The organism is Thomasclavelia cocleata, assembly GCF_900102365.1.
GTDB lineage: Bacteria > Bacillota_I > Bacilli_A > Erysipelotrichales > Coprobacillaceae > Thomasclavelia > Thomasclavelia cocleata.
Genome location: NZ_FOIN01000035.1, coordinates 1 through 26,355 on the forward strand (window position 1 = coordinate 1; position 26,355 = coordinate 26,355).

The window sequence follows — 26,355 nt, forward strand, 5'->3', positions numbered from 1 at the left end:
AACCATGTTTGAATCTTAATAAACATCCATCCAAACTCTTCGTCATTATAGTAAAGATAGTAATGCTTGCATTTGGTTTGACGAGAGGCAGTTTCTAGTTTTAGAGTTTGATGATTGGAAACAACAGTAATGGTACGACAAAGTTCAACAGATGAAAAAGCAGCAATCAAACCAGTCCTAGAAGGATCGTTATCAAAAACAGCCCGAGCAAGTTCATCTTTATTAGTTTTAGGAGAAGATAAATAAGTAATATCAACACCACAGTCTTTGGCATAAGAGTCAATATGTAAGCATAAAGAATCAGTTTGAGATTTAGTGAAAGAATGGAAATCAAGAAGCTTAACAGAATTAGAAATAAGAAAGAATAAAAACTGGCGTGAACTTTGAAGGGATAAAAAGAATAATGCGATCAAAAGAGGATAAAACACCATTGATTTTATTGTTGTAAAGTTCTATGATATTCATGTCAAAACACACTCCTAACAAAAAAACCGGGGAGAAAGGTCAAAGGATCAAGTAATCTCCAAAAAGAACAGTATATACTAATTATACACTAAAATAAGGAGTGATGTTTTGACTTTTATTTTACAAATTAGGATGCAGACAATGTCTGCCGTATGCTATGAATAGTAATTATTTAATTTTATAAATTAAAAAATCAATGAAAAATCCTATAGCCAAACTATTTAAGATAAGTTATAATAATCCATGATTAGGTAGTATATTTATGATTTAATAATACACTTAATAAAATATGTTTTATCTTTTCTACCACTCAATTAAATATTATTAGGAGGCTGTAATGAATAAAACAAGAGAACATAAGTACATATTTAAGATGTTAAAAGCAGTATTAAGTAATAATTATACACTAACGGTTGAAAAAGATTTAGATTGGAATTATATATATAAACTATGCAAATTTCATCAAATCGATAATATCATTGGATATATATCAAACAAACCAGAATATATGCCAGAAGATATCTATAAAAAATTTCAATTAGCTAAACAAAAAGGTATGGTTAGAGAAATAAACCAGTATTATGAATTACAAATGATCCAAAAAAAATTTGCAGAATATGGAATTGAAAACATGCCCTTAAAAGGCAGTATTCTTAAAAAATATTATCCATCTCCAGATATGCGTTTTCTAACCGATTTAGATATTTTATTCAAAGATAAAAAAACAGAATTAGTAAAACAAGCATTACTAGAAATAGATTATCAGGTATACGTCACTGGAGATCATCATGATGTCTATATAAAAGAACCATATATGACAGTTGAAATGCATCGTAAGTGTTATAATGATAATGATTCACTAGACATATTATTTGATAATATTTGGCAACGTTGTACCAAAGCAAATAAAGACAACGAATATACTTATGAAATGTCAATTGATGATTTTTATCTTTATATGGTTGGACATATGGCAAAGCATTTTAAATTTGGTGGTATAGGTATTAGAATGCTTTTAGATTTTATGATTTTTGAAAATAGATTAGAAAAAGATTGTAATCGCAGTTATATTGAATTTAATTTAGATAAAGCTGGTTTGCTGCAATTTGAAAAAGAAATAAAAGAAATACTAAAAAAATGTTTAGACGATAATTATCAATTAGAAAATGATGACTTGATTAACTATATTATTAATAGTGGTGCCTATGGTACAACTCAAAACAGTCTAAATAATGAAATATTAAAAGATGGAAATACAACTAATAAAATCATTAAAAACAGAGTCAAAATATTATTTGAAATAGTTTTTCCATGTCTAAATAATATGAAAGAAAAATATTCATATGTAAATCATTTTCCTTTTTTATTACCTATTGCCTGGATTCATCGTGGTATTGCAAAAATCATGGATGATAAGAGTGAGTTTATTAAAATAATAAAAAGGCCCTTTAATAAACATAAGATATCTGAAACAGGCGAAGCTTTAAAGAAAGTAGGACTTGATAAAGATGAAATTTTATAAAATAGCTGGATGTATAGTTGAATACGAACCAATTTATCCTTTGCTAAAAAATCAAATGGAAGCATATCGAATTGATGAGCAGAAAATAGATATGAAATTAACAATCACTAAAGAATTCTGTGAAATAAAACAACAGGAAAATCCTCATTTAACATTAGAACAATGTGAATATATTTATGCTGGATCACAATTTTACAATAAATTAATCAATCTAGGAGGCTTTTTACTCCATGCCTCAGCAGTTGTAATTGATAATAAAGCATATTTATTTTCTGCAGATAGTGGAACTGGAAAATCTACTCATACTAAATTATGGCAAAAATGTTTTGGGGATAAAGCATTAATTATTAATGATGATAAACCAGCAATTAAAATTGAAAACGGTATATGTTATGCTTATGGAACACCATTTAGTGGTAAAACAGATGAAAATCTAAATATGAAAGTTCCATTACAAGCAATTTGTTTTCTTGAAAGAGGTAAAGATAATAGCATTGATTTAATACCAACTAAAGATGCTTTACCTTTAATATTAAAACAAACTATTTTTCCAAAAAAACAAGACACTATCAATCATTTCTTTGATATGCTAGATGTAGTTTTAACAAAAACACCTATATATCAAATGAAATGTAATATTTCTAAAGAAGCTGCTTTGATGGCATATGATAAAATGAAAGGAGAATAAAATAATGAAAATAAAAAATGGTTTTATGTTAAGAAAATTAGCAGATAATTTTGTAGTAGTATCAATAAATAGAAAAAGCAATGATTTTAATGGTATGATTCAATTGAATTCAACTGGTGCATTTATTTGGGAACAATTACAAACTGATAAAACAAAAGAAGAATTATTAGGACTAGTACTAGATAAATATGAATTAACTGAACAGCAAGCTAAAAAAGATATTGACTTATTTATTGATAAATTAAGAAAAGACAATTTATTAGATGAATAAAAAAATGGAAGAAGCACTATTAGATAAAGGTTATCTAGTTATTGCTCCAACTGGTACCAGTATGCTACCTTTAATACGTCCTAACCGAGATGTTACAGTTTTAAAAAGAAAAACACTCTCACCCAAAAAATATGATGTAGTTTTATATAAACGTGATAATGGAGATTATATCTTGCATCGAATTTTAAAGATTAATCCTGATAACTATGTTATTTGTGGTGATAATCAATATATAAAAGAATATAATGTAAAAGAAGAACAGATTTTAGGAATAATGGAGGGTTTTTATCGTGATGATAAATATATAGATACATCTTCTTCCTTATACCGATTATATGTATATTTATGGTGCTTTTCTTTATCATTTAGAAAAATTATTTTATCTATATTATATAGAATTAGGTATTTAAAAAATGTTAAAAAATAATACCATTAAATGGATTTATCAATGTAGTAAGAAATATCTTTGGTTAGTAATATTGTTATCATTAATTAGTATGGCTATTTCAGGAAGTTTTATTTTAATTGCTGTTATTTCTAAAAAAGTATTAGATATTGCAACAAAAAATACTTCAGGTTCAATAATTAATACATGTTTATTTTTATTAGGGATCATTGCTTTTCAAGCATTAGCTAATATTGCTTCTAGTAACTGTAGAGTTCGTAGTAAAGCAAAAATAGAAAATACTTTAAAAGAAAGATTATTGAGTATTTTAATAAATAAAGAATATCAAGATATCATTACTTTCCATTCTGGTGAATTAATGAATCGTTTCACTAGTGATGTTGGAATTGTATCTGATGGGATAGTTAGTTTCATTCCTCAAATATTTTCATTATTTACTAAGATTATTGCTGGAATCGCAGTAATGTTAACAATTGATGTAAAATTCACTTCAATAATTTTAATAATTGGAATGATCACTGTAATATGTACTCGTCTTTATAGTAAAAAATTTCGTTATCTTCATAAAGAAATTCAAAAAACACAAGGTGCTATAAACTCATTTATGCAAGAATGTATTGAAAACATTATTGTTATAAAATCCTTTACAAATGAATATTCTGTAAAAGAACAATTACTAGAAAAACAAAACGATAATTATAAAATTAGAGTTAAACAAAATACAATTAGTAATATTGCTCATACTTCAATATATGTAATGATGGCGGCAGGTTATTATACTGCTCTTGGCTGGGGAGCTATTCAGATTTCTAAAGGTAATTTAACTTTTGGTACTTTAATGGCTTTTTTACAAATTTTAGATCAAATTAAAGCCCCATTTCGTAATGTTTCAGGATTAATTCCTAAATATGATAGTATGATTGCTTCAGCACAACGGTTAATGGAAATTGAATTTCTAAAAAATGAAAGTGTTAATTATAAAATTATTGATCTTAGAACATTTTACCAAAATATGGAAGGTATTAGTTTAAAGCATGGTAATTTCTCTTATGATGAAAAAAGTGTTTTAAAAGATGTTTCTATTTTTATTCCAAAAGGTAACGTAACAGCTATAATAGGTTCATCAGGAAACGGCAAAACAACACTATTCCATTTACTATTAGGATTAATTAAATTAAACTCTGGTGAATTATCAATTCAAACTAAAAATGAAAATATTAAAATTGATGCTGGTACAAGAAATTTATTTTCATACGTTCCTCAAGGAAATATGATTCTCTCTGGTACAATCCGTGAAAATATTCTTTTTGGAAACCATAATGCCTCAGAAGAACTAATTAAATCAGCTATCCAAATAGCTTGTTTAGATACGGTTATTGAAGAATTACCAAGTGGCATGGAAACAGTTTTAAAAGAACATGGAGTTGGTCTTTCAGAAGGACAAAAACAACGTATTGCTATTGCTAGAGCAATTGTAAATGATGCCCCAATCTTATTACTTGATGAATGTACATCTGCATTAGATCTCGAAACAGAAAAAAAACTGCTTTCTAATCTTAAAAATTTTCATCAAAAAACAGTTTTATGTATTTCCCATCGTCTAGCTGCTATCAATTGTTGTGATCAAATAATCAAAGTTGAAAATGGTAGTATATATTTCGATACCCTATAAAGGGTATTTTTATTATACAAAAAAGGCCAGGATACCAAGCATCCAAAGCCAAAGTTATTAATAATTATTCATCAAATGGGTCAGCAACTTCATTATCTAGTTCACCCATATCATTATCTACCTTTGTATTATCATCTTTATTTTGACAACCAGTTATACCAAAGCAAACAAATAGCAATGTCAAAAATACTAAAATTCTCTTTTTCATTTTTTCTCCTTTCCAGTGTCAACAGAATACAAATACTTTCATACAATCAAAAAATTTAAATTAAAATTTCATAAATCATACAAAATTATCTATTAAAACATCTAAACCACAAAATTATTATATCAACTTTATATAATTCTACACAATAATTTCTACAATCTCAATTCTTATAAATATATATTTCAACCTATTTCTAAAACAATTTTTCTTAAAAGTAATAATTTTATTTATATATTTCTTTTAGAAAAAGACTACTACAAATTTGCAGTAGTCTTTTATTATATAATGGATTTTGATTGAGATGAATTAATCATCCCAACCAGGATCTCCACCTTCGTTATCTATATCTGTATCAACATTACTCATCATTATTACTGAATCACTATTTTCAAATTTAGTAACTTCAATTGAAGGTACTTCATATATCTCTTTCATGCAGTCCTATCCTCCGTAGTTTATTTTAATTTGTAGGTAATGCAATAGTAGCGAATGTATCACTATAAATAGTTTTATCCACACCATTACTATCAGTATAAATTACATACATACGACCACTTCTAGTTACTCCTGGTTTTACACCATTAACATTCATTACATATTGATTTACACTATTTTTATTAGTAGCAATCATCTTTTGTAATCTAATTGATGAATCTAAAGTAATCATATCAACAGTTAAGCCTTTATCAGGAGTAAGAATCATTCCATATTCTTTTAATTTACAATCTTTTGGTAAAAAGAATTGTCCACTAAAACTAATACGATATTTGTCACCTACTTTAGTAGAAGTAACTTCATTGCTCATAGTAACAAATGGATTTTTTTCAACTGTTTCTGTATTTTCAATAAACACAGCTTCTAAATTTGTATTACCTAAAACAAGAAAAGTATATGTCTTATCATAAGAAACAACAGATTTAGTATCTGTATTTATCCAATGAGAGAATTTTTTTCCATCAACATTCCCAGCAGTAACAGTAGCAATCTCTCTATTTGAATATTCTTCCTTATCAGCTTTACCATTAACTGTTGTAACAGTGAATTTTTCATTCATTTCCTCAAAAGTCACAGTTAACTCAACAGGACTCATCATAGTAAATGTAAAATTACCAGATACTGTAATAGGTGTATTAGTCACTTTATCTACTGCTTTGATATCTGCAAATCTATATCCAGTATTTGCTTTTTGGATTACTTTTACAGTTTTACCTCTTTCAATATTTTTTAAATCTTTAACTTCAACTTCATTTCCATTTTCATCAGAAACCATGATTTTTACAGTACCGTTTTTAGCATTTACTGTTAGTGGATATTTAATTTTTTCACCTAAAATTGTACCATCTGACATAATTTGAAAATCTTCACCATATTTTTCACTAGCTGAAGTTCTAACTTTATCAGTTCCAACTGTTACTAAATCACCAGTATTTCCATCAACAGTAATCTTGAATTGTCTTTGTAAAACAGTACTTTCATCAGGACGAACTAAAGTAATTTTACCAATAGGTAATTTATGACTATCACCATCAATTTTTACTAAGTTTTGAGTTGATGCAACAATAACTTTTATAACACCAGTTGCATCATCAAATTCAGCATTTTTTACCTTAGCACCCTTTAATGCATCATCAAACTCTAAATTTAATTTATAACCTTCTAACATTTGCCCATCATCACAAGTTAATCTTAAACTAATTTGATATGCTGCAATATTTTCAGAATTTTTCTTATTTAATTCTAACCAAACATTTGCTTGATTATTAGCATACTCCCCAGCTGCTTCAGTTCTTAAAATATATGGAACTGCAGTCTTTACACTTTCCTCTTTATCTCCTGTTTCAGTTTCATCTATAGCCAATACAGGTACAGGAATAATCGCTGAAAAAGCTAAAGTAGCGGAAAGAAATAATGCCATTAATTTTAATTTTTTCATGTATTCCTCCTATTTTTATTAAACAACCTAGAAAGAAGATATTCTTCTTTCAAGGTTATTATATTTTTATTCTTCGTCATCTCTTGCTTTAACATCTGCAACAATTGGTTCTGCAACAGTTTCAGTCTCATTGTTATCATCAGTTAAAGTAATTGTAGGTAATTGAGCTGGTACATCAATTGTAAAGCTATCACTTACCATACGCTCACCAGCTAATGTTGTAGCATTATCCACACGATATAATTCAGCATATACCTTTGTAGGTAATTCAACAACAAAATCACTACCATTTTCACCAGCACCAGGTAAACCAAATTTACCTTCATTTTCACCATGTAATGGTTCTAACCAATAAATCCATGTACCATCCTTAGTATTCATAATACTTCCAGTTTCTGGTACTTCAGCAAAGAATACTTGATATCCATTAATAATACTATTAACTTTATTTTCTAAACTATCATCATGCATTACATGTTTTTCATTATATAATTTAACCACATTGTATGCAGCATTTCCAGTATATTGTCCAGTAACAATAAATGATCCAGCAGGAATTTTTGAACCAGTTGTTTGGTCTAAAATATAATCCTTATCTAAGATACCAATAGTATTTTCAGTATCCCATACTTCTTTACCTTGTTCATTAATATGAGAAATACCAATATCAACATTATCTCCACTTTGACCTAATAATTTTATATCTGTAATTCCAATCTTATTTGCCTTATCTGTAGGTCTTGAACCACCCATTGTTAGACGAAGATTAGTAATATCTAATCCATAAATATTTTGATTATTTCCAGCTTTTTTAAAGTAAGCAATCTTGTAACCATCTTCATCTTCATGAGCAACACCATTACTACTATTATTAAACTCAAAAGCACCTAATCTTGTATATGAAGCACCACCATTATTACTATATTCTAATGAGAATGCCCAATCTCTAGTTGTATATGGCATTTCTTCAATATCATTAGCAAACTTAATCTTAACTCCCACAACATTTTGTTTTCTATTTAAATTAATAGCAAACCAAGCTGCTGAATTATTTGCAGTTGAACCAACAAATGAAGTACTTACATCACCATCTATAATTAATTTAGAAGCACTTACAGTTTCTAGTGTTTCTCCAGTATCGCTATCTAAATATTTAATACCCATCTTTTTACTGTATGTAACCTTTTGATTAGTAAGTACATCTGTATATGTTTTACCTTCTACAACATTAGTATTATCATATACTGTCAATACTCCATAATCAGAAACTGTATTAGTAGATACTGTCCAATCATCACTTGGTAACTCACCATCATGACGAATCTTAATTGAATCAAAAACTTTAGTAGCAGTAGTATTTAAATATTTATCATATGCTACTACTTTGTAATCCATAACTCGATTATTTTCAGAACCAATTACATCTACATATTCAGTAACACCATCTTCTGATGTTTTATCTGGTTCCACAAAAGCAGCTGGTTTACCATTTCTGATAATTTCATAACCTAAAATAGCATCAGGATTACTTTCACCAGGCACACTCAATTGGAAAGTTACTTTCTTAGCATTTGCACCAGTTCCTTGACTTAATTCAGCATTTACTTCAGTTGAAGTCATTGCAGGACCATTTGCAAGCTGATATTCACGAGCAGAATCATTTAAATATTGAATTTTACGTTCTTCTTTTGGGAATTGTGCAGCATAAGCTTGAGTTCCTGCATCCATTTGATATCCCCAAGCTGTAAAGAATTCAGTTAAATCTTTACCAGCAGCAGCAATTGCTGTACGCATAACATTTTGATCTACGCTTCCAGAATTTGTAAGAGCTACACCACCTGGTTTAGGAGCAAATCCCATATCTCTTCTATATATATAGTAACGAGCGAAGAATTCATTTTGCCACATATTTACATAGTTATCATTATTATAACCTGTCTTATAATAATCATAGTGAGAATAATTCTTATCATAAGCAAGATGTAACTGCCAGTACATACCTAATTGAGCAAAAACTTGACCAGGTTTTCCAATTGTAGATGAAGTTACATGTTTATAAACTGTTGGATAAGGAATACGTGATGTTGCAGCAGTATCTCTAGTTTTTTCAAATTGAGACCAAATATTGTTAGTAACTTCTGCAATAGTCACACCACCTGGATCAGCACAGTGACCCATTTCATGGGCAAGTCCCCAACCAAACATATTACCTTCTCCAGGTTTACCATTTTCATCTACTTGAAGACCCTCACTTGAAGTCAATGCTGAAGAACCATATTCAATTCCTAAATGGCTTCCACCTGCATACATAAATGCTCCAGCAAACATTCTATGGTAACGAACATTGAAACGTGCTGTAGGAGTACCATGAGTACCATTTGCTGTATAAGGAGCTAATCCTCTTTCTTTATAGAATAACTCTAACATTTGGTTCATTGCTCCAGCAAAATTATCCATTGCTTCTTCAAGTGAACCAGCTTTATTACTATTTAGTTGTCCTTTTAATCCAGCTAAAATTCTTTCTGCTGGAAGAGATACTAAAACATTATCTAAACTTATTTCTGTACTATTTAAGAAACAGTTTGTTTGATTATATCCTTCATCTAGTGTCTGAATATCACTATGTAATTTATCATGATTAGCTTCCATGTGAGCTACATAATCTTCTAATTCAGCTACATAAGCATTAATCTTTTCTTGCCATCCATCTTCATTTCTTCGAGCATCACCGACTGGTCTATGCAAATCAAGAAGTGGAATCTTTGTTGCACCACTTACACGTACCTGAACTGGATTTTTTCTTACATCAGCACTATTAGTTTGAACAATATATAAAGATCCACCCTTTTCATATCCTAGGCTAGATACTTCTGGTATTGTAATTTCATTTAAACCTTGTTTTAAAGCGATTTCACCAGATTTCCATGCAGATGCTTCTGGATGATATTGTGTAAATACTAAACGTACTGGTACTGTTGCACCAATTTGTTTTCCTTTTTGTCCAACATAAACATTAACAGTATCTCCTGATTTTGCTACATATCCTAGTGGCTGTAATCCACTTAGACCACCTGCAAATCCTAATTTACTTGTACCTTCTAATGTTACATCTGGATTAGCACTAACTATACCACCAATGTTCTTATCATTTAATAAGATTCTAGCATTAGCTAACTCACTTAATAATAAATCTTTCTTTGGATGATATTCGTTATTGATTTCATCTATTGTATTTGCTCTTTCTTCAAGCTCAGCAATTTTTGCTTCATTAACATCTTCCTTAAGTGTTACATGCATATCATCTGCATATAATCCATATACATCATCTTCTAAACTATCATATTCGAAGAAGTTGATTTCAGAAATTGAATTTCCTTTTTCAGTACAAGCAAAACCATATTTTATTAATGTAAAACGTACTCTTGTTGCTTCCACTGCTTCAGGTAAAATAAATTTAATTGTATTTTTTGCTGTTGGATGTAAACTTTGTTGAGTCACATTACTAAGAGAATATGTTTTAACTTGTTCTTCTCCATTGTATAAAGTAACTGACATTCCTGAATAATCCCAATTAGCTGAATCACGATATTGATCTTCCAAACGGTTACTCATAATGATTTCTTTGACTTTATGTGAGTTTTCAAATGTTACATCTACACCAAAAGTTGAACCAACACTTGAGAAGAAATATGTTGAATAATCTCCATCTATAAGTTGATTAGCATCAAAATCATTTACATAACCACTACCATGTATCATTTTTATATTTTGAATATCATTGTTAATCATCCTATATTTTTGGAACTTAGGAATTTCGTTAATTGTTTTACCTACAGCTGGTAATGAACGTGGTCCATGTCTTTCATTATTGTTATCGTCATGATTCCATCCTGAAATGTATACTTCATATGAAGTATCATCTTTTAAACCTGTAATTTTATAAGCATTTGTCATGATATTATTAACTACAGTAAATTCACTACTGCTTCCTAATTCACGATATTCTAAAGTATAATACTCTGTATCTTGCATGTCTTTCCATGAAACATCCAATTGTCTGTATTTACTATTAATGCTTACCATATCTGGGGCTGGTGGTGGTCCACCTGCTAATTGGTGATGACTTACAGTTTCAGAATATGGACTTGACCAATCACCATTAACTGATTTTACTGAAACATAGTAATCCCATAATGAAGTGACTTTATCTTTTCTTCCACCCTCAAATTCTTGAATTTCAATTTCATTTATTCCAGCTCTATATGTATTAGGACCAACTTTTTTACCATCGGTATCAATTGCATACATAGATACTTCATAACCTGTTACGTTTTGTTCTTGATCCCAAGTAATAGTAATTTGGTCTCCTTTTCCAGAAACAACAATATTTTGAGGTATATTTAATTCAGGTTCTGGAATTCTTGTTTCCATATCATTTAAGAATTCAACTTTAGCAATTTCAGTTAATTTAGTACTTGTAGCAGTAGCAGTTACTACAATTGTAACTTTCTTAATTGCAATTTGTTGACCTAAATCAATGACAATGCTCCCATCAGCTTTTCTAATTGCTTGTGCCGCAGCACGAGCAATAGATCTAGTTTTAGCTTTTCTGGCTGGAGCACTTTCATCCACAATAGGTACACTGATAACTTCTGTTTCTTCTACTCCATCAAGATCAGTATCACCAATGATACGTTCTACTTCAATAGTACCACTAGTTGGTCCTGTATCTGCAGGAGCTGAAATAACAATTCCACCAGTTGCTGCTTCTTGAGTATTAATATCCATTTCAATTTTAACTGGATTTTCCTCAGATATAACAGCATCTTCTTTAGGAGCTAACGTAATTGGTTCTTTAGCATCTTCCATGATTGTATCTAATTTACGTTCACCTTGTGGAATAGCAGCTTCTTGCTTAGCTTCTACTTTTACTACTGTAGGTAATAAAGTTTCAATTGCAACTGCTGGTTTTGTTTCTTGATCAAGATTATAAACAAGAATTGCTAAATCAGCAATATCAATAATTTTATCTTGATTTAAATCATAAACATATTCAAATGAATGATCAGATTCTGTTGAATCTTCAGGCACTGATAGATTTTGTGAATCTACATCCTGTCCTTCTTCTGGTTTTTGAGAAACAACAGGAACTTTATGTCCATTATGCTCAATCAAAACCTTAGAATCTTCTTCATTTATTAATCCATCTGCATTTAAATCACCAAGAGCAAATACTCCCATACCACCTAATGCAGCATTATAACTATCAGTAAATACTAAAGTTGATTTTGTATTTGGTTTAATAGTTAAATTTTGTGAAAAATCTTGGAAAAAATATTCAGTTTCCAAAGTTAATCTATATTCTCCTGGCTCTACATTTTCAGCTTTAAAAACAACCATATCTTCATTGTAGCTATCAATGTAAGCATGAACATGTTTAGCACTAAATTCTGGATGATTAGCTAAGTCATCTTCTCCATTATTTACACTGTCTGCAGATTGCAAACATACTCTAAACATTCCTACTAATTCTTCTAATCGTTCTAACGATATTTTAAAGTCTAATTTTAATTGTAATTCAAAATTTGTAACGCCTGTTGTTTCGTTACCTGTACTACCATTTTCATCAGAAGTTTCACTAATTCCTGTATTATCAATTGTTCTTATTTCAGAAATAGGATCTTCTGCTTCATCACTATTAGTATCAAAGGCATTTACGCCTACAACAGTTTGAAACATCATGCAAAAAACTAATAGCAATGCAAATACTTTCCTTTTCAATTAATCATACTCCTTCCTTGTTGAAATTATTAAAATTGTGTCCTAATCAAATTTTACAAATATATATATTATATTTTCTGCTACAAAAAAATACCAATATATTTATGTGAAAATATGTCAATAGAACACACATATAATATACAATAACATAAATATAAATTTCAATACAAATTTAAAGAAAAGATAAAAAAATTTAATAAACTTAACACAAAAAACGTTAATGTATACTTGTATACTATTTTATTCGATTTTTTGGTATTTTTTTGTATAATTTATAAATATTTTTAACTAATAATTCTACTATATTTCTACGCTTAATCAAAATAATTTTATAACATCTAAGATAACTTTTTTATAAATAAAAATAAAAGAGATTTATCCCAATTAAATATTGATCTATATCTCTTTTTAGAAAATGATTTTCAATATATATCTTATATAATTTTATAAGATTGTAACAAATAGGTCAAAAAAATAATTCATTTCCAATTAATCACTCATTACATGTTATTTTGTAAAAAGAATAATTAATTTAACTATTTTGCTTATAAAAGTCATTTAATAGACCCCCTAAAATCTCTATTCCATAATCCAAGGTTCCATTTTCTTTTTATATGCATATAACTATCCAATATATTGTTTTTTTATACCAATAACACTATTTTCAAATAAATCATAAGAAACACTACAATATTATTGATTTTAATATTTATCAATAGTGTCGTTTTATCAATTTTAGATACAGATATTTTATAGTATTTTTCAAAATAGTCTCTTAAAATTGATACATAAAGAAGTGATTCAATATTCATCCTATTTCAAACAAATCATATTACCATTTTTATGTACCCTCAAAAAGAAATCGTTTACCTAAAAGACCTTCTAATTATTTTCTATATGTCATATAAACCTTACATTCTTTTCCACTTTCAGCTCTAAGCCACACATAATTATGAAAATCAATAATTTCTTTTTATTAACAAAAAATATTTATAGATAAATATATATCCCAATTTATTTTGCACCCATTATATTGATAAACTAGAATTGTTACTTTTTACCACTTGTTTCCATTTTTAATTATATCAAAAATAAGATATACAGTAACTATAACTAAAATTATAAGTAACATGACTTTCCCTATGGGTTTAGATAAAACCTAATTCTAATATTACAGCAATAGAAATCAAACATAAAACAATTTCTTTCTTCACTTATATTACCCTCATTTCTAATTTCCTACTAATTAGCTTAGATAGCTTAAAACAAAGTTTCATAAATATCTATTTTTTTTCATTTTTTTTTATTAAAAATCGAAATTCACTAAAAAATCTTTTTGGTCTTAAAATAATAGAATTAACAATCCTATACAAAGCTAAAAAAGGCATCAAATACATATGTTTATAAATAAAAGGAAATACATCTCGACATTGCTCTTTAGATAAAAATAAACGTTTCTTTAAATAATTTATTTTTTTAACAAAATTATAAGAACTGTTTTGTTGATCATATTTTCTTTCAAAATAATAAATTATATTTCCAAATGTTCCACTCTTCATTAAATAAAGCAATAAATTTTCATCATCTAAATCTAGATTTTTGAATAAAAAACATGATAATGAAAGTTTTTTCAATTGTCTATGAAATTCATCTAAATCCATCATCTGTAATTCATGATTGATGTAATTCCAATCCATACACTTTTCCTTATTTTTCAAAAAAACAAATAAATCAATTATACAACGAATTCCACAACCAGAACTATTAAAATGCTTAAAAGTATGTGCAATCATATAAATATATTCATCTTCATCTATAAAACAATATTCATTTTTATCATCAAAGCAACGTTTCGCTTTAAGCCAAGGATCCTTATAATAATTATAATTTTTTTGACCTGAAATAAATATTTGATAATGCATTTCAAAATTAAAGATAGGTGGTTTTTTAAAAACATCAGAGTTCCCATGATTTAATTGATAATCATAACCCCTATCTGCCATAATGTCCACTAATATCTTTTGTGCAGACTTCATATACTCTTTTTTTTCTTTTTCATCTTGTCCCAATTGACAATAACGACCATTATTAATTTCTACAAAACCATAAAGAATATCATTATCAGCCATAAATCTCATACCAGGTAAAGGATAATAACGAGCAATTCTTGCCCCTTTAATTGGCCAATATGCTATTTTCATTTCTTCCATTTTCTGAAATATAGCTTGACTTTCTATTTCAAAAAGAAATTGGTGATAAACAGTTGTATCATATTTCTTTTTCCATTTATCAATAATTCTTTGAGGAATATTTTTAACATTTTTTGCCCCTAAATAAGTAATACCTTCAACATTATTATATTGTGATAAATAATAAACAATATCCCATAAATACTCATTTTCATCAATAACAAATTGCTTTTGTTCTAAAGATAAAGCAATTTGAATTAAACGTATCAAGATTAAACTTCCCTTTCTATATTCCTCTATTGAAATCTGATTACCACTCATGAACTCAACATTCCTTTCTTTTATCTATAATATTGGAATATATTAAATAAAGACTTAAAACAATAAAACATTTTAATAAATTTATTCCCCAATAATAAAAAATATAAATTATAATAATCTAATTTATATTTTATTACTAACATATCTTATCATACAACCTATTTTGGTTCTTATTCTTATGAAAATAACACCAATAGGATGAATAAAACACCAACATTTATAATAACAAACATATCGCCAATCACTTATTTTAATCTTTTTTTTATTACGATAAAATAAACCTAATATACCAATAACTTGGTTATCCAAAACAAGTTCATTATAAAAACAATTATCTCCTCTAATCAAATAACCATTTTCTAACACCTTTATAACCCTATGTAATACATAATCATTTCCTCTTCTATATAATAGAACGTCATATTTCTTTAAACATCTATTTACAGAATAGATTACAACTGTATCCTTTCTATTTCTTAACATTGGATACATACTCAAACCAACAGTCGTACAAGCAAAATACCCTTCTTTTTCTAAAATAGCTTCGATATTATTCATCCACAAGAAAACCTGCTTCATACATTTGATTAATCATATTATGAACATCAGATTCAATTATATCTTTTTCAACATCATATTCATCTAAAAGCTTTAAAACTATTTCCTTTTCAGATAACCCTTTATCAATTCCTTCCCAAACAACTTTACCAGTCTGATTTAATTTTATCATTCCATAAAAATCAAGACTAGCTTCACCAGTTGAAACAACTACAGTCGAACCAGCAATATTTCTTAAAATCAACCCTTCTTTAATCTTCATAATATCATCTCCTAAAAACACTTATATTACATAATGCCCATAAATAACAATTATTAGTATATTTTATACCCTATATATTATCATAAATCATAATAAAGAGCAATTTAACTCTTATAACTAATTATTTAGTTTTAACACTCTAATCTATTGTACTATGATAATATACTTTTGTTCAGTCATATAAAATAGTTTCAAAAAAATTCTATTGTTATCACATCAAAAATAAAATTTACTTTTTCAATTAATAAAAAAATTAAAAATTTTAATGCATATTAATTAGGTTTCATTTTTTTATAAACTATGTTAGAATCTTTAAAAAGAGAGTTGATTATTTATGTATAAGTTTATTATTAAATTAGCAGATTTAAAAATTTATATCCACTGCCATTATCAATATTGTTTTAATATGTGTCAAGACTACATAGTTAATGATAAAGATTATGATTTTAAAATATCTACTAATGAAGATGAATTATTAAAAGAAAAAAAGGATTTTGATAAATTTGATATAGGGTATATTGAAAGTTTAACTGTATATCGTTTAATAGCTGAAAAAATCCCTTTATACAATCGTTTTCTTATGCATGGTGCTGTTATAACATATAATCAAATAGGCCTTATGTTTATTGCTCCTAGTGGCACAGGGAAAAGTACTCATATTAGATTATGGAAAAAATATTTTGGAAAACATGTTGAAATAATTAATGGGGATAAACCTATTTTATCTATTGAAAATAACAAAGTATATGCTTATGGAACTCCATGGTGTGGTAAAGAAAAGTGGCAAAAAAACAAAAAAACAGTTTTAAATGCTATATGTTTTATAGAACAAGGAAAAAACAATACAATAGATAAAATTAATATTGATCAACATATTGTTTCATTAATAAAAGAAGTATACTTATCAACTGATTCTTCTTCTATTAATCATATTTTTAATTGCCTTGATACTTTAATTCAAAATGTTTCTTTTTATAAACTAACATGTGATATTTCTCAAAATGCAGTAAAAAGTAGCTTTGAAGCCCTAACACACCTATCCTTTAATGATTCCAAAATTGATAAGTAGTTTTTCCAATTACATTTATTATCTATAATAAACAAAAAAAGAGAATAAATTATTTTAATCCAAAATAACTTTATTCCCTTTTTTATTTACCTACTATTAAACAAGAACTTCTATATTTTAATAAGCAAAACATTCTTAACCTATTTAATCAATTACTCTCCATATTCTATTTCTGTATCACCATCTTTAGGAATTATTTGATTATCAAATAGTTCATGAATTTCTTGACGTGGATTTAATTCTATATCTGATATAGATCCATTACTATCATCTTGATCCAATTTTTTATCTTCTTTCCTTTCAAACTCTTTTTTTATGGTATTAGAAGTATCTCCATTAAAATTCATAAATAATATAATTCCTAATCCAATAATTATTATAATAACACCAACAATTATTTTTTTATTTTTTAACATTGGTCTACCTTCTTTCTATCCCTAATAAATAAAAAGAGATGAATAACATCTCTTTTATAATACAATACTACCAATCTCCAAATTCAAAATCAGTATCATTATCACCTGGTTGAGGTGTTTCACTTGTTGTAATTACATTCTCATCTATAGGAATAATCTCTAAAGCAGGTGCTTGATATAAGTCACTTTTTTTCATAAATTTCCTCTTTTCTATAACTTATTTAGTTTCATTTGAATCTTGACTTTCATAAAGACTAATTAATTTTTCTATATAAGCTTTATGATCTTCATCTAAATTAGCAGATAAAAGCATATTATGAGCTACATCTTTTGCAGATTGATAAATAATATCTCCAATATTTTCATCTAATATATTATCATCCACTCCATTATATCTTGCTATTAATCTAACATAAATATTCTTACTATAACGTTCAATAGTATCAACAGGAATATTATTAATAACTAAATTAGCTGTATAAGTTCCATCTCCATTTAAGACATAACTTACACATTTTACTTCTTTATTTAAATTATTATCAGCAGTACCCCAATTCCATACTAATTCAACATCTTCAATACTACAATTTTCTGGTAAAGCAAATGTATATGCAAAACGCATATTCACTTTTTCGACAATATCTTTAATTAACAATGATCCACCAACATATTTTGTAGAAATAGCTGGTTTCACTATATAACGTCCAGATTCATCCAATTGAGATGCATATCCATTTGAACATGCATAATCAGGAACTTTGCGATCAAATGAACCGCCAGTTGTTTTAATTGATGCAATATTACTATCTCTACAAATATAATTTTCACCATTAGCTCTAGTTTCAACTGCTTCTAAAACACCATTAACAACTGCATCTTTAGAAATATTAATAACAGGAGCATTTTTTGCAGATCCTTTATCAAAATAATTCCATGCTCTAATATAATCTTGATCACCACGTCCAATAGTACCACCAGTAATATTTAATTCTGCCTTAGTATTATTACGTGTAAAAACAACAACTGAACCAATAATATTACCAGCTGAAATCTCTGTATCTGCCCAGCATTGTAATGCATAACTAGTATCAGATGAAATTGTACCACCATTTATTTTAGCAAATCCAAACTCATTTTTTACAGCAATACCATTTGGCTGACTAATATTTCCACCATTTATTATTAATGTAGAACTAAATCCAACTGAATCACTATTAATTAAAAGAGGATTTTCGTTAGAATTATTAGTAACATTTCCACCATTAATAGTTAAATTACCATTATTTCTAATAGTATAGTTACCAAATGTATTATCATCACCACGTTTAATATTACCAGCTTCAATTACACAAGTACCGTTATTAACTAATGGAATACCTCCTTGACCAGTAATTCCATCACCATTATCACTACCACCCATAATTGTTCCAATTTTAGATTCACTAGAATCAATAATTGTTAAGGTACCATTATTAGTAAGAATATTTTTCATACTACCATCTATATCTTTAATACCTGTTAATGTATAGCCATTTAAATCTAATGTTATTTCTTCACCTTTAACAATAGTAACACTTTCAGTTACATTACCTAATAATTTTATATTTTTACCATTGCTCATCGCAGTTCGTAAACTTGAATAATAACGTTGCGCACCTTCTTTTGCATCTACAACTTCAATATCATGATTAGCAACTCTGTATAATCCAGTTTCAGATTCATCATCTGATAATATTCTATATCCAGGAGCAATATAAGTAACACTTGGCTTTTTATTATAGAAAGTACCATCAGATATAACTACATTATTATTACCGCCTCGAATAATAGAAGTCTCAGAAATTGCAGGAATAAAATACTCGCCACCTTTAATAGTTACATAGCTTTTATTTTCTTCATTAACATCAACAGCATAAATACTTGAGTTATTTCCAATGATTTTTCCACCAGTAACAATCATTTCTGTACTTTTAATACGAATACCATCAATGTCAGCTTCTATAATTCCACCTTCGATATTTAATTTAACATTTTGAACATTTAAACCAAAATTAACTCCTTTAATTGTACCATTAGTAATAGTTACATTTCCAGCCCCAGTACTAACAGCTGTATCCTCAGAAATAATTTCCCCACCTTCTATTTTTATATTACCAATAAAAGTATTTTGTGTTTTGATTCCAAAAATATTTCCATGAACTTTACCATTAATAATTGTTATATTTCCACTTTCAGCATTAATACCTGCGTTAGTTCCACTAACAGTTCCATTAGTAATGATTGTTTCCATGTCTCCTTTAACACGAATACCATCATTTCCAGCTTCAATATTTCCACCTTTTACATTCAATTTTACATTTTGAACATTTAAACCATAACTGTTTCCTTTAATTAAACCACCATTTACTGTTATACTTCCACTAGCTGCATTAATACCAGTACTTTCTCCAGTAACAGTTCCATCATCAACAATTATTTCTGCATTTCCTTTAATAAGAACAGCAGTTGCACCAACAGTTTCTCCACCTTTTACATTTAATTTAGCATTTTGAATAAGTAAACCATAGTTACTTCCTTTAACTAAACCATCAGTAATTGTTATAATTCCTTCATCAGCACTAATAGCAGTAGTACCAATAATTTCTCCACCTTTTACATTTATATTGCAATTAGTAGCGCTTATTGTTCTAATACCAATATTTTTACTTTCAATCTTTCCACCCAAAATATTTAATGAAGCATTACTAGAAATAGTAATAGTTTGGGCACCATTTCCTTCAATTGTACCTGATTCTAATACTAAAGAACCAGCAATATGAATAGCAATCTTTTTATAACTAATAATCTTACCTGTGTTATTTTGTGATGAATCACGAATAGTTAATTGTTTTGAACTACGTATTAAAAAATTCCCTTTAAATCCATCACTTTCTGAAATAGTATATCCATTTAAGTCTAAAACGATATCACTTTTATTAAATGCTATAGTTTCATCTAAAATAATATCATTATTTAACTTAATAACTTCTCCCCCACTTAAAGTAGTAACAAATTCTTTTAAAGAACTATAATTTTCATTAGGAAAATCTACAACTTTTTCATCATCGTTACCACTAATAGTATTTATGCTATTTGAATTTTTAAGATGTGAACCATCTTCAGCATAAACATTTATGCACAAAGAAAATGACATTGTTATTACAAGCAATGAAGTTAATATCTTTGTAAGCACATGTTTAATTTTCATTAATATCTCCTCCTTTTTTATATTTGTTTTTTTATTGCTTAGTATATTTTAAAAATAGCAAAAAGCACTAATCTACATTCTCAATTATAACTCTCTCTTTGTAAATTTGTCAAACAATACTGCATATCGTTTTCAATGTTTTTTAATATTTTATATTTAAAATTAATAATAACACTATCTATCTCATAATAAAAAATAAATTATTTTTTTAACTTTTATTATAACTAATATATTTATTTAAAGACAATTAACCAATCACTAATACAAAACATATATTTTATAAGCATGCATCTAAAGAGTAATATAAAAACCCAAATCATATTATTAAATATAACCTGAGCTTCCTTTTTAAATATTAAATATAAAATCATCTTCCTTTAATTAAAAATATCAAGAATTTTACATTTCTACAAAGTATCCATAATAAACTATTATTTTATATATTTATCATAAACACTATCTATTTTTTTATCCAATTCAGCAATTTTACTTTCTAATACTTCTTTTTGTGGTTTATAATTATTTTCAATACTTTCACGTTTATTTTCTATTTCTTTACAATACTCTCTTGCTTCTAAAAGATTATATACAAGAATACTATTTTTTTCTGAAAAACTCTTCAATCTCTTTAACATTGCAATAAAATTACCTTCTTCATATTTTTCATAGATTGATTCTGAACCAATAGTATATACCATATTTCCTTTTTGATTCATTAAATTAGATAAAATAGAAGTAGCTTGATTACTATTCCACGCAAGAGCACTTGAATACCAGAGATCATTTTTAAATTTACTATTAATTGATAATAAATCATTTTCATCATGATAAACAACTACTAAAATCCCTTCTTTCATAAGAATTTCATCATACTTACTATTATAGGACCCTGTAGGAAAATACACAGCATTTACTAACTTAATTTCTAAAGCTTTTGCTAGTTCCCTACATGATGATAACCATTCATTAATATCACTACTTTCATCCCATTTTAAACAACATTGCCAACCTGCATTAATCAATTCCTTAAATTGTTTCATACTCAAACAATCTTTCTGTCCAGGAAAACTTTTAGGAGATATTGCCAATGTTCCTATATAACCATACTCTTTCATCCAAGGATAAATATCTGTATAAATATTTTCATTCAAATCAGTAAATAGTAATTCCACACTAGCCTTTCCATTAATTTCATTATCATACTTTTTTTCTAAATCTAATAAATCAGTTTCTAACTGTTTTTTTTCTTTAACAAAAGTTTCCACCTCCTGTTCCATTTTCCCATAATAAACATCCTTTTCTTTTTTTATTTGATCCTCTTGCAAAAAAAGGAACAATAAAACTCCTATAGTAATAATGAATATTACAAAAACAATTACTAGCTTCCACCTTTGTTCTTTATTTTCTATCATGATACCCAATTATCTTAAGTATATTAATCAATTGTATATACCCTTTCCTTCCTTTAAATTTCCTACACTTATCTTAATTATCATTAAATAAACTATCAATACTAAATACCAATTTTTATCCAAATATTTTACTATCGTTTAAGCCTTATAATCATGATCAAAACAGTAAAAAAGTAAAATATTATTTTATCATAATACTTTACTTATAATTATAAATAATGATATTCGTGTTGCCATGTACTATCAATAAAATAAGCAGCTGCTTTTTTAGCCTCATTTAAATCCATAAAACGATAATTTCCACACTCTTTGGCCTTTGCTCCAGGAATATCCTGATTCCACATAGCAATTTGTCTAAATACATCTTTAATCAAATTATTAACTATTTTTAAATCCAATTCTTTTACAATCAAATAAAAACCTGTCATACATCCCATAGGACCAAAATAAATAATTTTATCTTTATAATTACCATTTCGAAGTAAAGTAGCACCAATATGTTCAATTGTATGAGCTGCTTTAGGCTCTAATGCAGGCTCAACATTAGGATCAGTCATACGAATATCATAAGTAATCAAATTACCATCTATCCTAGAAACATATATTCCTTTTGTCAATTTTGTATGATCCACACTAAAACTTGTTATTCGTTCCATGATAAACCCTCATATTTTCTTATATATTGATATCCAACTCCACCAACTCCCATATGAGCACCAACTACAGCAGGTAACTCTCTAACTATAACTTGACATTTTCCGATTTTATCAAATAATGCTTGTTTCATTGAGTGCGCTAATTCATCAACTAATACATGTTCAATAGCAATAATATAATCCTGATTATTAACACCGCATACTTCAACCATATGTTCAATAATTTTTAAATTTGCTTTCTTAATTGTTCTAACTTTATCTAAACTATCTATTTTACCACCAAGATTATAATTTAATTTCATTACTGGAACAATTTTCAATAAATTTCCTAACATTGCAACCGCTGGAGTAATTCGACCACCCTTTTTTAAATGATCTAAATTTGGAGCCATGATTAAAGTTCCAGATTGCTCTACCATAGCAGTTAAAATACTTTCAATCTCATCTATACTTTTACCATCATCAATTAATTTTTTAGCAACTCTAACCAAATAACGATGATTACTAGCTGTACCTTTTGTATCAATCAAAGTAACTGGAATTCCTACCATATCACATGCTAATTTCATTCCACTTAAAGTTGAAGATAACCCAGTTGCAATTGATAAAGCAATAATATGATCATAACCAGCTTCCTTAATTTTATGAACTGCAGCTTGTATTGAACCTGTTGATGGCTGTGATGTTTTAACTATTTCTCCAGTTTCCTTCATTCTCTCAAAAACATCTATGGCTGTTATTTCTTCTAAATCTAAATATGTTTTGTTACTCATAGTTATTGTTAAGGGCACAATATAAATACCTTGCTCTTCTAATGAGCCAATTGGCAATTGACATCCACTATCAGCTAAAACTGCTATTTTACTCATAGTTATTTCCTCCTATAGTTATGCTACTAATATATCAAATTTATCATCATATTTCTAGTAATATATGTTATGATAATAGAGAAATGGGGGATTTAATGAAATCAATACGTAAAATCACAATTTATAAATGGATAATTAAAAAATCTGAATTTATCTGTACTTTAATTCCTTGTAATAACGAAGAAGAAATCGACAAAATTATCCATCAATATCAAGAAAAATATCATGATGCAAATCATAACTGTATCGCTTATATTGTTGGAAATCAAAAAAGAGCAAACGATAATGGTGAACCTAGCGGTACTGCTGGTCTTCCTATGTTAGATGTTTTAGAAAAGAATAACTTAACTAATATCATCGCTATTGTCACTAGATATTTTGGTGGTATTAAATTAGGTGCTGGAGGATTAACACGAGCATATCGCCAAAGTGTTGCTGATGCTTTAAAAGAAGCTGATATTGTAGAAAAATTCAGTGTACCATTATATAAAATAACCATCGATTATTCATATACTAAAAAATTTGAGCATTTACTTAAAGTACACAAAATAAAATGTACTAATATTGAATATCTTGAACAAGTTAGTTATACTTGTTATCTTGAAGACGAATCATTTTTATCGATTATTCAAGATCTAACTAATAATACATATGATAAAACATATATTAGAAATGATTATATAGAATTATCATAATTCATTAAAATGTCATATAAATGAGTATAATGATTTCTAAGAGAGGTGATTACTAAAATGAATGAAATAAACAAAATTTATCAGGAACATGTGACTAATGAATTAAAACTAGTTAATAATTTTGATCATAATGTTTTAAACAAAGATAAAGTTAAAACAAAGATATTAGCTTTTCTTTGTGAATTAGCAAAAGCTAGTGAAGAAGCCAAAATATTTAGCTTTTGGGATAATTCTTCTACTAATGATAAAGAACTATTAGATTATTACATTGATGGTTTACATATGTTAATGTCTGTTGGCTTTGAACTACATGTTGATAATCTAAAAAATTATCAAGAAATTAGTGATACTAATAATGCTGCTGATCAATTAATTAAAGTTTATCAAAGTGCCTTAGAAGTAATTGATACCTACAGTTTTGAAGCTTTCCAAAATTGTATTGATGATTATTTTACATTAGGATTTAAAATAGGCTTAGACTTCGATACAATTTTAAACAATTATAGTAACAATTAACAAAAAAATAGAAAAACAAAATCAAATGATCAATGTTATTAATTTAACCAGAAGTCATATCAAAATGATATTTTCTTCTGGTTTTCATTTTTTATAGCTGAAAAAGTGTGGTATTAATAATACATTTAAAATAGTATATAATACTAGTGACTGATCATATCTAAAGCATACAAAAGCTTTTCATTTGTAAAATCCACCAGTTTTGATGGATAAAATCCCTTTAGCTATCAGATCATCTATAGATGGAGTTTTTCCACTTTTTTCTTTAGAAAACTTCTTAATATATGTTATGCCCTTAATATATATTTTTCTGATAAAACCTTTATTGAGAGTCTAAATAATGTTTTTAGATATTCACTAAAATATAAGCAGTCTTTCCTAGAAAGGATAGTTTATTTCAAACATTATATATTAAGAATTATATATTTTAGTTTAAAATTCATATTTGAAGGACAAATCCAAAGAACGATTATAGATAAAAAAAGCAACTATACCGGCTATTAGTATAGTCAATTATTATTATATTATTGATAAATAATTTATTTATAGGATCACTTATACAATTTTTTTGAAACACCTACCATTTATTCAATTCCACTATATTTTTGTAATATAACACTGTTTCTTGAAAAATGAAATACCAAAACCAATAACATTATCATATCCTTCATCTTTCAATCCCTGCTGATAATTCATTCCAATAATTTGTTTTGCAGCATCTTCACTCTCTTTTTTTAGCACTGCTTTATTTTTTGAATGCTTACATTCTATAATAATCGCTGTTTCATCTATCTCATATGGTATCACCATAATATCAAATCTCCCTTCCCCACTTTCTCTATTTGATTTGACTTCATATCCATCTGCTTTTAAAAATCCTATCATAAATCCATGATAAAAGCTTTCATAGTTATCATAATAACTGATACTATTCTTTAACACATCATTCATAATTTTTTGTGCTTCTTTTTCTTTTTCATCTAATAACTTACCAATAAAAGTATTTCTTTTTACTCTTTGATACTCATCAAACCATTTCATAAATATATTGTCATAAATTGTTTTCACTTCTTTATTTGGTATGACCAGCTTATAAGTATCTGCTATCTGTTTTCCACTATCATCATATACCTTGTCTTGAATCTTTAAATATCCTGTATACAATAAAAAACTGTATATATCATCATTCATATCTTCCT

General features: G+C 27.4%; 23 protein-coding genes. 8 read left to right on the top strand and 15 right to left on the bottom strand.

Annotated elements, in window-relative coordinates; translation table 11 throughout:
• A partial coding sequence (locus BMW96_RS14390) for a hypothetical protein (protein ID WP_218139422.1) occupies positions 1–413 on the bottom strand: 413 nt, incomplete at its 3' end.
• A gap of 389 nt (positions 414–802) precedes the next feature.
• Here BMW96_RS14390 and BMW96_RS10845 point away from each other — a divergent pair.
• The 5 genes from BMW96_RS10845 to BMW96_RS10865 are packed head-to-tail and all read left to right on the top strand — an operon-like array spanning position 803 to position 5,024.
• Positions 803–1,987 carry a nucleotidyltransferase domain-containing protein gene (locus BMW96_RS10845; protein WP_092355687.1) on the top strand — a complete coding sequence of 395 codons (1,185 nt, stop codon included), beginning with the start codon at positions 803–805 and terminating at the stop codon, positions 1,985–1,987.
• Positions 1,974–2,675 (top strand): hypothetical protein, encoded by a 702-nt coding sequence (locus BMW96_RS10850; protein ID WP_092355690.1) that lies wholly within the window; start codon positions 1,974–1,976, stop codon positions 2,673–2,675. The genes BMW96_RS10845 and BMW96_RS10850 overlap by 14 nt, the downstream gene beginning before the upstream one ends.
• A 4-nt stretch (positions 2,676–2,679) precedes the next feature.
• Entirely contained in the window at positions 2,680–2,946 is a 267-nt protein-coding gene (locus tag BMW96_RS10855; protein ID WP_092355694.1) for a PqqD family protein, read from the top strand.
• On the top strand, positions 2,939–3,373 hold the full coding sequence (locus BMW96_RS10860; protein WP_244881310.1) for a S24/S26 family peptidase: 435 nt from the start codon (positions 2,939–2,941) through the stop codon (positions 3,371–3,373). The genes BMW96_RS10855 and BMW96_RS10860 overlap by 8 nt, the downstream gene beginning before the upstream one ends.
• Positions 3,360–5,024, top strand: coding sequence for an ABC transporter ATP-binding protein (locus tag BMW96_RS10865; protein ID WP_092355697.1), 1,665 nt, complete (start codon positions 3,360–3,362; stop codon positions 5,022–5,024). Before BMW96_RS10860 ends, BMW96_RS10865 begins: the two co-directional genes overlap by 14 nt.
• 64 nt (positions 5,025–5,088) lie before the next feature.
• On the opposite strand, the gene BMW96_RS14220 is transcribed toward BMW96_RS10865, so the two are convergent.
• From BMW96_RS14220 to BMW96_RS10890, 7 genes are all read right to left on the bottom strand, one after another.
• Positions 5,089–5,232 (bottom strand): hypothetical protein, encoded by a 144-nt coding sequence (locus BMW96_RS14220; protein ID WP_157796081.1) that lies wholly within the window; start codon positions 5,230–5,232, stop codon positions 5,089–5,091.
• A gap of 306 nt (positions 5,233–5,538) precedes the next feature.
• Entirely contained in the window at positions 5,539–5,667 is a 129-nt protein-coding gene (locus tag BMW96_RS14710) for a hypothetical protein (RefSeq protein WP_257606851.1), read from the bottom strand.
• A gap of 25 nt (positions 5,668–5,692) precedes the next feature.
• The gene (locus tag BMW96_RS10870; protein WP_092355700.1) at positions 5,693–7,165 is read right to left on the bottom strand and encodes an InlB B-repeat-containing protein; all 1,473 of its coding nucleotides are present in this window, start codon (positions 7,163–7,165) and stop codon (positions 5,693–5,695) included.
• Positions 7,166–7,231: 66 nt separating this feature from the next.
• On the bottom strand, positions 7,232–12,946 hold the full coding sequence (locus BMW96_RS10875; RefSeq protein WP_092355703.1) for a fibronectin type III domain-containing protein: 5,715 nt from the start codon (positions 12,944–12,946) through the stop codon (positions 7,232–7,234).
• 1,283 nt (positions 12,947–14,229) lie between these two features.
• Positions 14,230–15,456 carry a nucleotidyltransferase family protein gene (locus BMW96_RS10880; protein ID WP_092355706.1) on the bottom strand — a complete coding sequence of 409 codons (1,227 nt, stop codon included), beginning with the start codon at positions 15,454–15,456 and terminating at the stop codon, positions 14,230–14,232.
• A gap of 123 nt (positions 15,457–15,579) precedes the next feature.
• Positions 15,580–16,014, bottom strand: coding sequence for a S24/S26 family peptidase (locus BMW96_RS10885; protein ID WP_092355709.1), 435 nt, complete (start codon positions 16,012–16,014; stop codon positions 15,580–15,582).
• On the bottom strand, positions 16,007–16,276 hold the full coding sequence (locus tag BMW96_RS10890) for a PqqD family protein (RefSeq protein WP_092355712.1): 270 nt from the start codon (positions 16,274–16,276) through the stop codon (positions 16,007–16,009). Before BMW96_RS10890 ends, BMW96_RS10885 begins: the two co-directional genes overlap by 8 nt.
• A 334-nt stretch (positions 16,277–16,610) precedes the next feature.
• On the opposite strand from BMW96_RS10890, the gene BMW96_RS10895 reads away from it, so the two are divergent.
• On the top strand, positions 16,611–17,345 hold the full coding sequence (locus BMW96_RS10895; protein ID WP_092355715.1) for a hypothetical protein: 735 nt from the start codon (positions 16,611–16,613) through the stop codon (positions 17,343–17,345).
• A 152-nt stretch (positions 17,346–17,497) separates the two neighbouring features.
• Here the strand turns inward: BMW96_RS10895 and BMW96_RS10900 are convergent, their stop codons facing one another.
• From BMW96_RS10900 to BMW96_RS10920, 6 genes are all read right to left on the bottom strand, one after another.
• Positions 17,498–17,761, bottom strand: coding sequence for a hypothetical protein (locus BMW96_RS10900; RefSeq protein ID WP_092355718.1), 264 nt, complete (start codon positions 17,759–17,761; stop codon positions 17,498–17,500).
• Between the two features lie 67 nt (positions 17,762–17,828).
• The gene (locus BMW96_RS14715; RefSeq protein WP_257606852.1) at positions 17,829–17,957 is read right to left on the bottom strand and encodes a hypothetical protein; all 129 of its coding nucleotides are present in this window, start codon (positions 17,955–17,957) and stop codon (positions 17,829–17,831) included.
• 21 nt (positions 17,958–17,978) lie between these two features.
• Complete coding sequence (locus BMW96_RS10905) at positions 17,979–21,008, bottom strand: beta strand repeat-containing protein (RefSeq protein WP_092355723.1); 3,030 nt, start codon at positions 21,006–21,008, stop codon at positions 17,979–17,981.
• 431 nt (positions 21,009–21,439) lie between these two features.
• On the bottom strand, positions 21,440–22,285 hold the full coding sequence (locus tag BMW96_RS10910; RefSeq protein WP_143050743.1) for a polysaccharide deacetylase family protein: 846 nt from the start codon (positions 22,283–22,285) through the stop codon (positions 21,440–21,442).
• Between the two features lie 344 nt (positions 22,286–22,629).
• The gene (locus tag BMW96_RS10915; protein WP_092355729.1) at positions 22,630–23,076 is read right to left on the bottom strand and encodes an S-ribosylhomocysteine lyase; all 447 of its coding nucleotides are present in this window, start codon (positions 23,074–23,076) and stop codon (positions 22,630–22,632) included.
• Positions 23,064–23,945, bottom strand: a complete 882-nt coding sequence (locus BMW96_RS10920; protein ID WP_092355734.1) for a DegV family protein — start codon at positions 23,943–23,945, stop codon at positions 23,064–23,066. The genes BMW96_RS10915 and BMW96_RS10920 overlap by 13 nt, the downstream gene beginning before the upstream one ends.
• Before the next feature lie 95 nt (positions 23,946–24,040).
• On the opposite strand from BMW96_RS10920, the gene BMW96_RS10925 reads away from it, so the two are divergent.
• Together BMW96_RS10925 and BMW96_RS10930 are read left to right on the top strand one after the other, a co-directional pair.
• Positions 24,041–24,640 carry a YigZ family protein gene (locus BMW96_RS10925; protein WP_092355737.1) on the top strand — a complete coding sequence of 200 codons (600 nt, stop codon included), beginning with the start codon at positions 24,041–24,043 and terminating at the stop codon, positions 24,638–24,640.
• 57 nt (positions 24,641–24,697) lie between these two features.
• Positions 24,698–25,156, top strand: a complete 459-nt coding sequence (locus BMW96_RS10930; protein WP_092355740.1) for a dUTP diphosphatase — start codon at positions 24,698–24,700, stop codon at positions 25,154–25,156.
• 597 nt (positions 25,157–25,753) lie between these two features.
• Here BMW96_RS10930 and BMW96_RS10935 read toward each other — a convergent pair.
• A partial coding sequence (locus BMW96_RS10935; protein WP_218139423.1) for a PD-(D/E)XK nuclease domain-containing protein occupies positions 25,754–26,355 on the bottom strand: 602 nt, incomplete at its 5' end.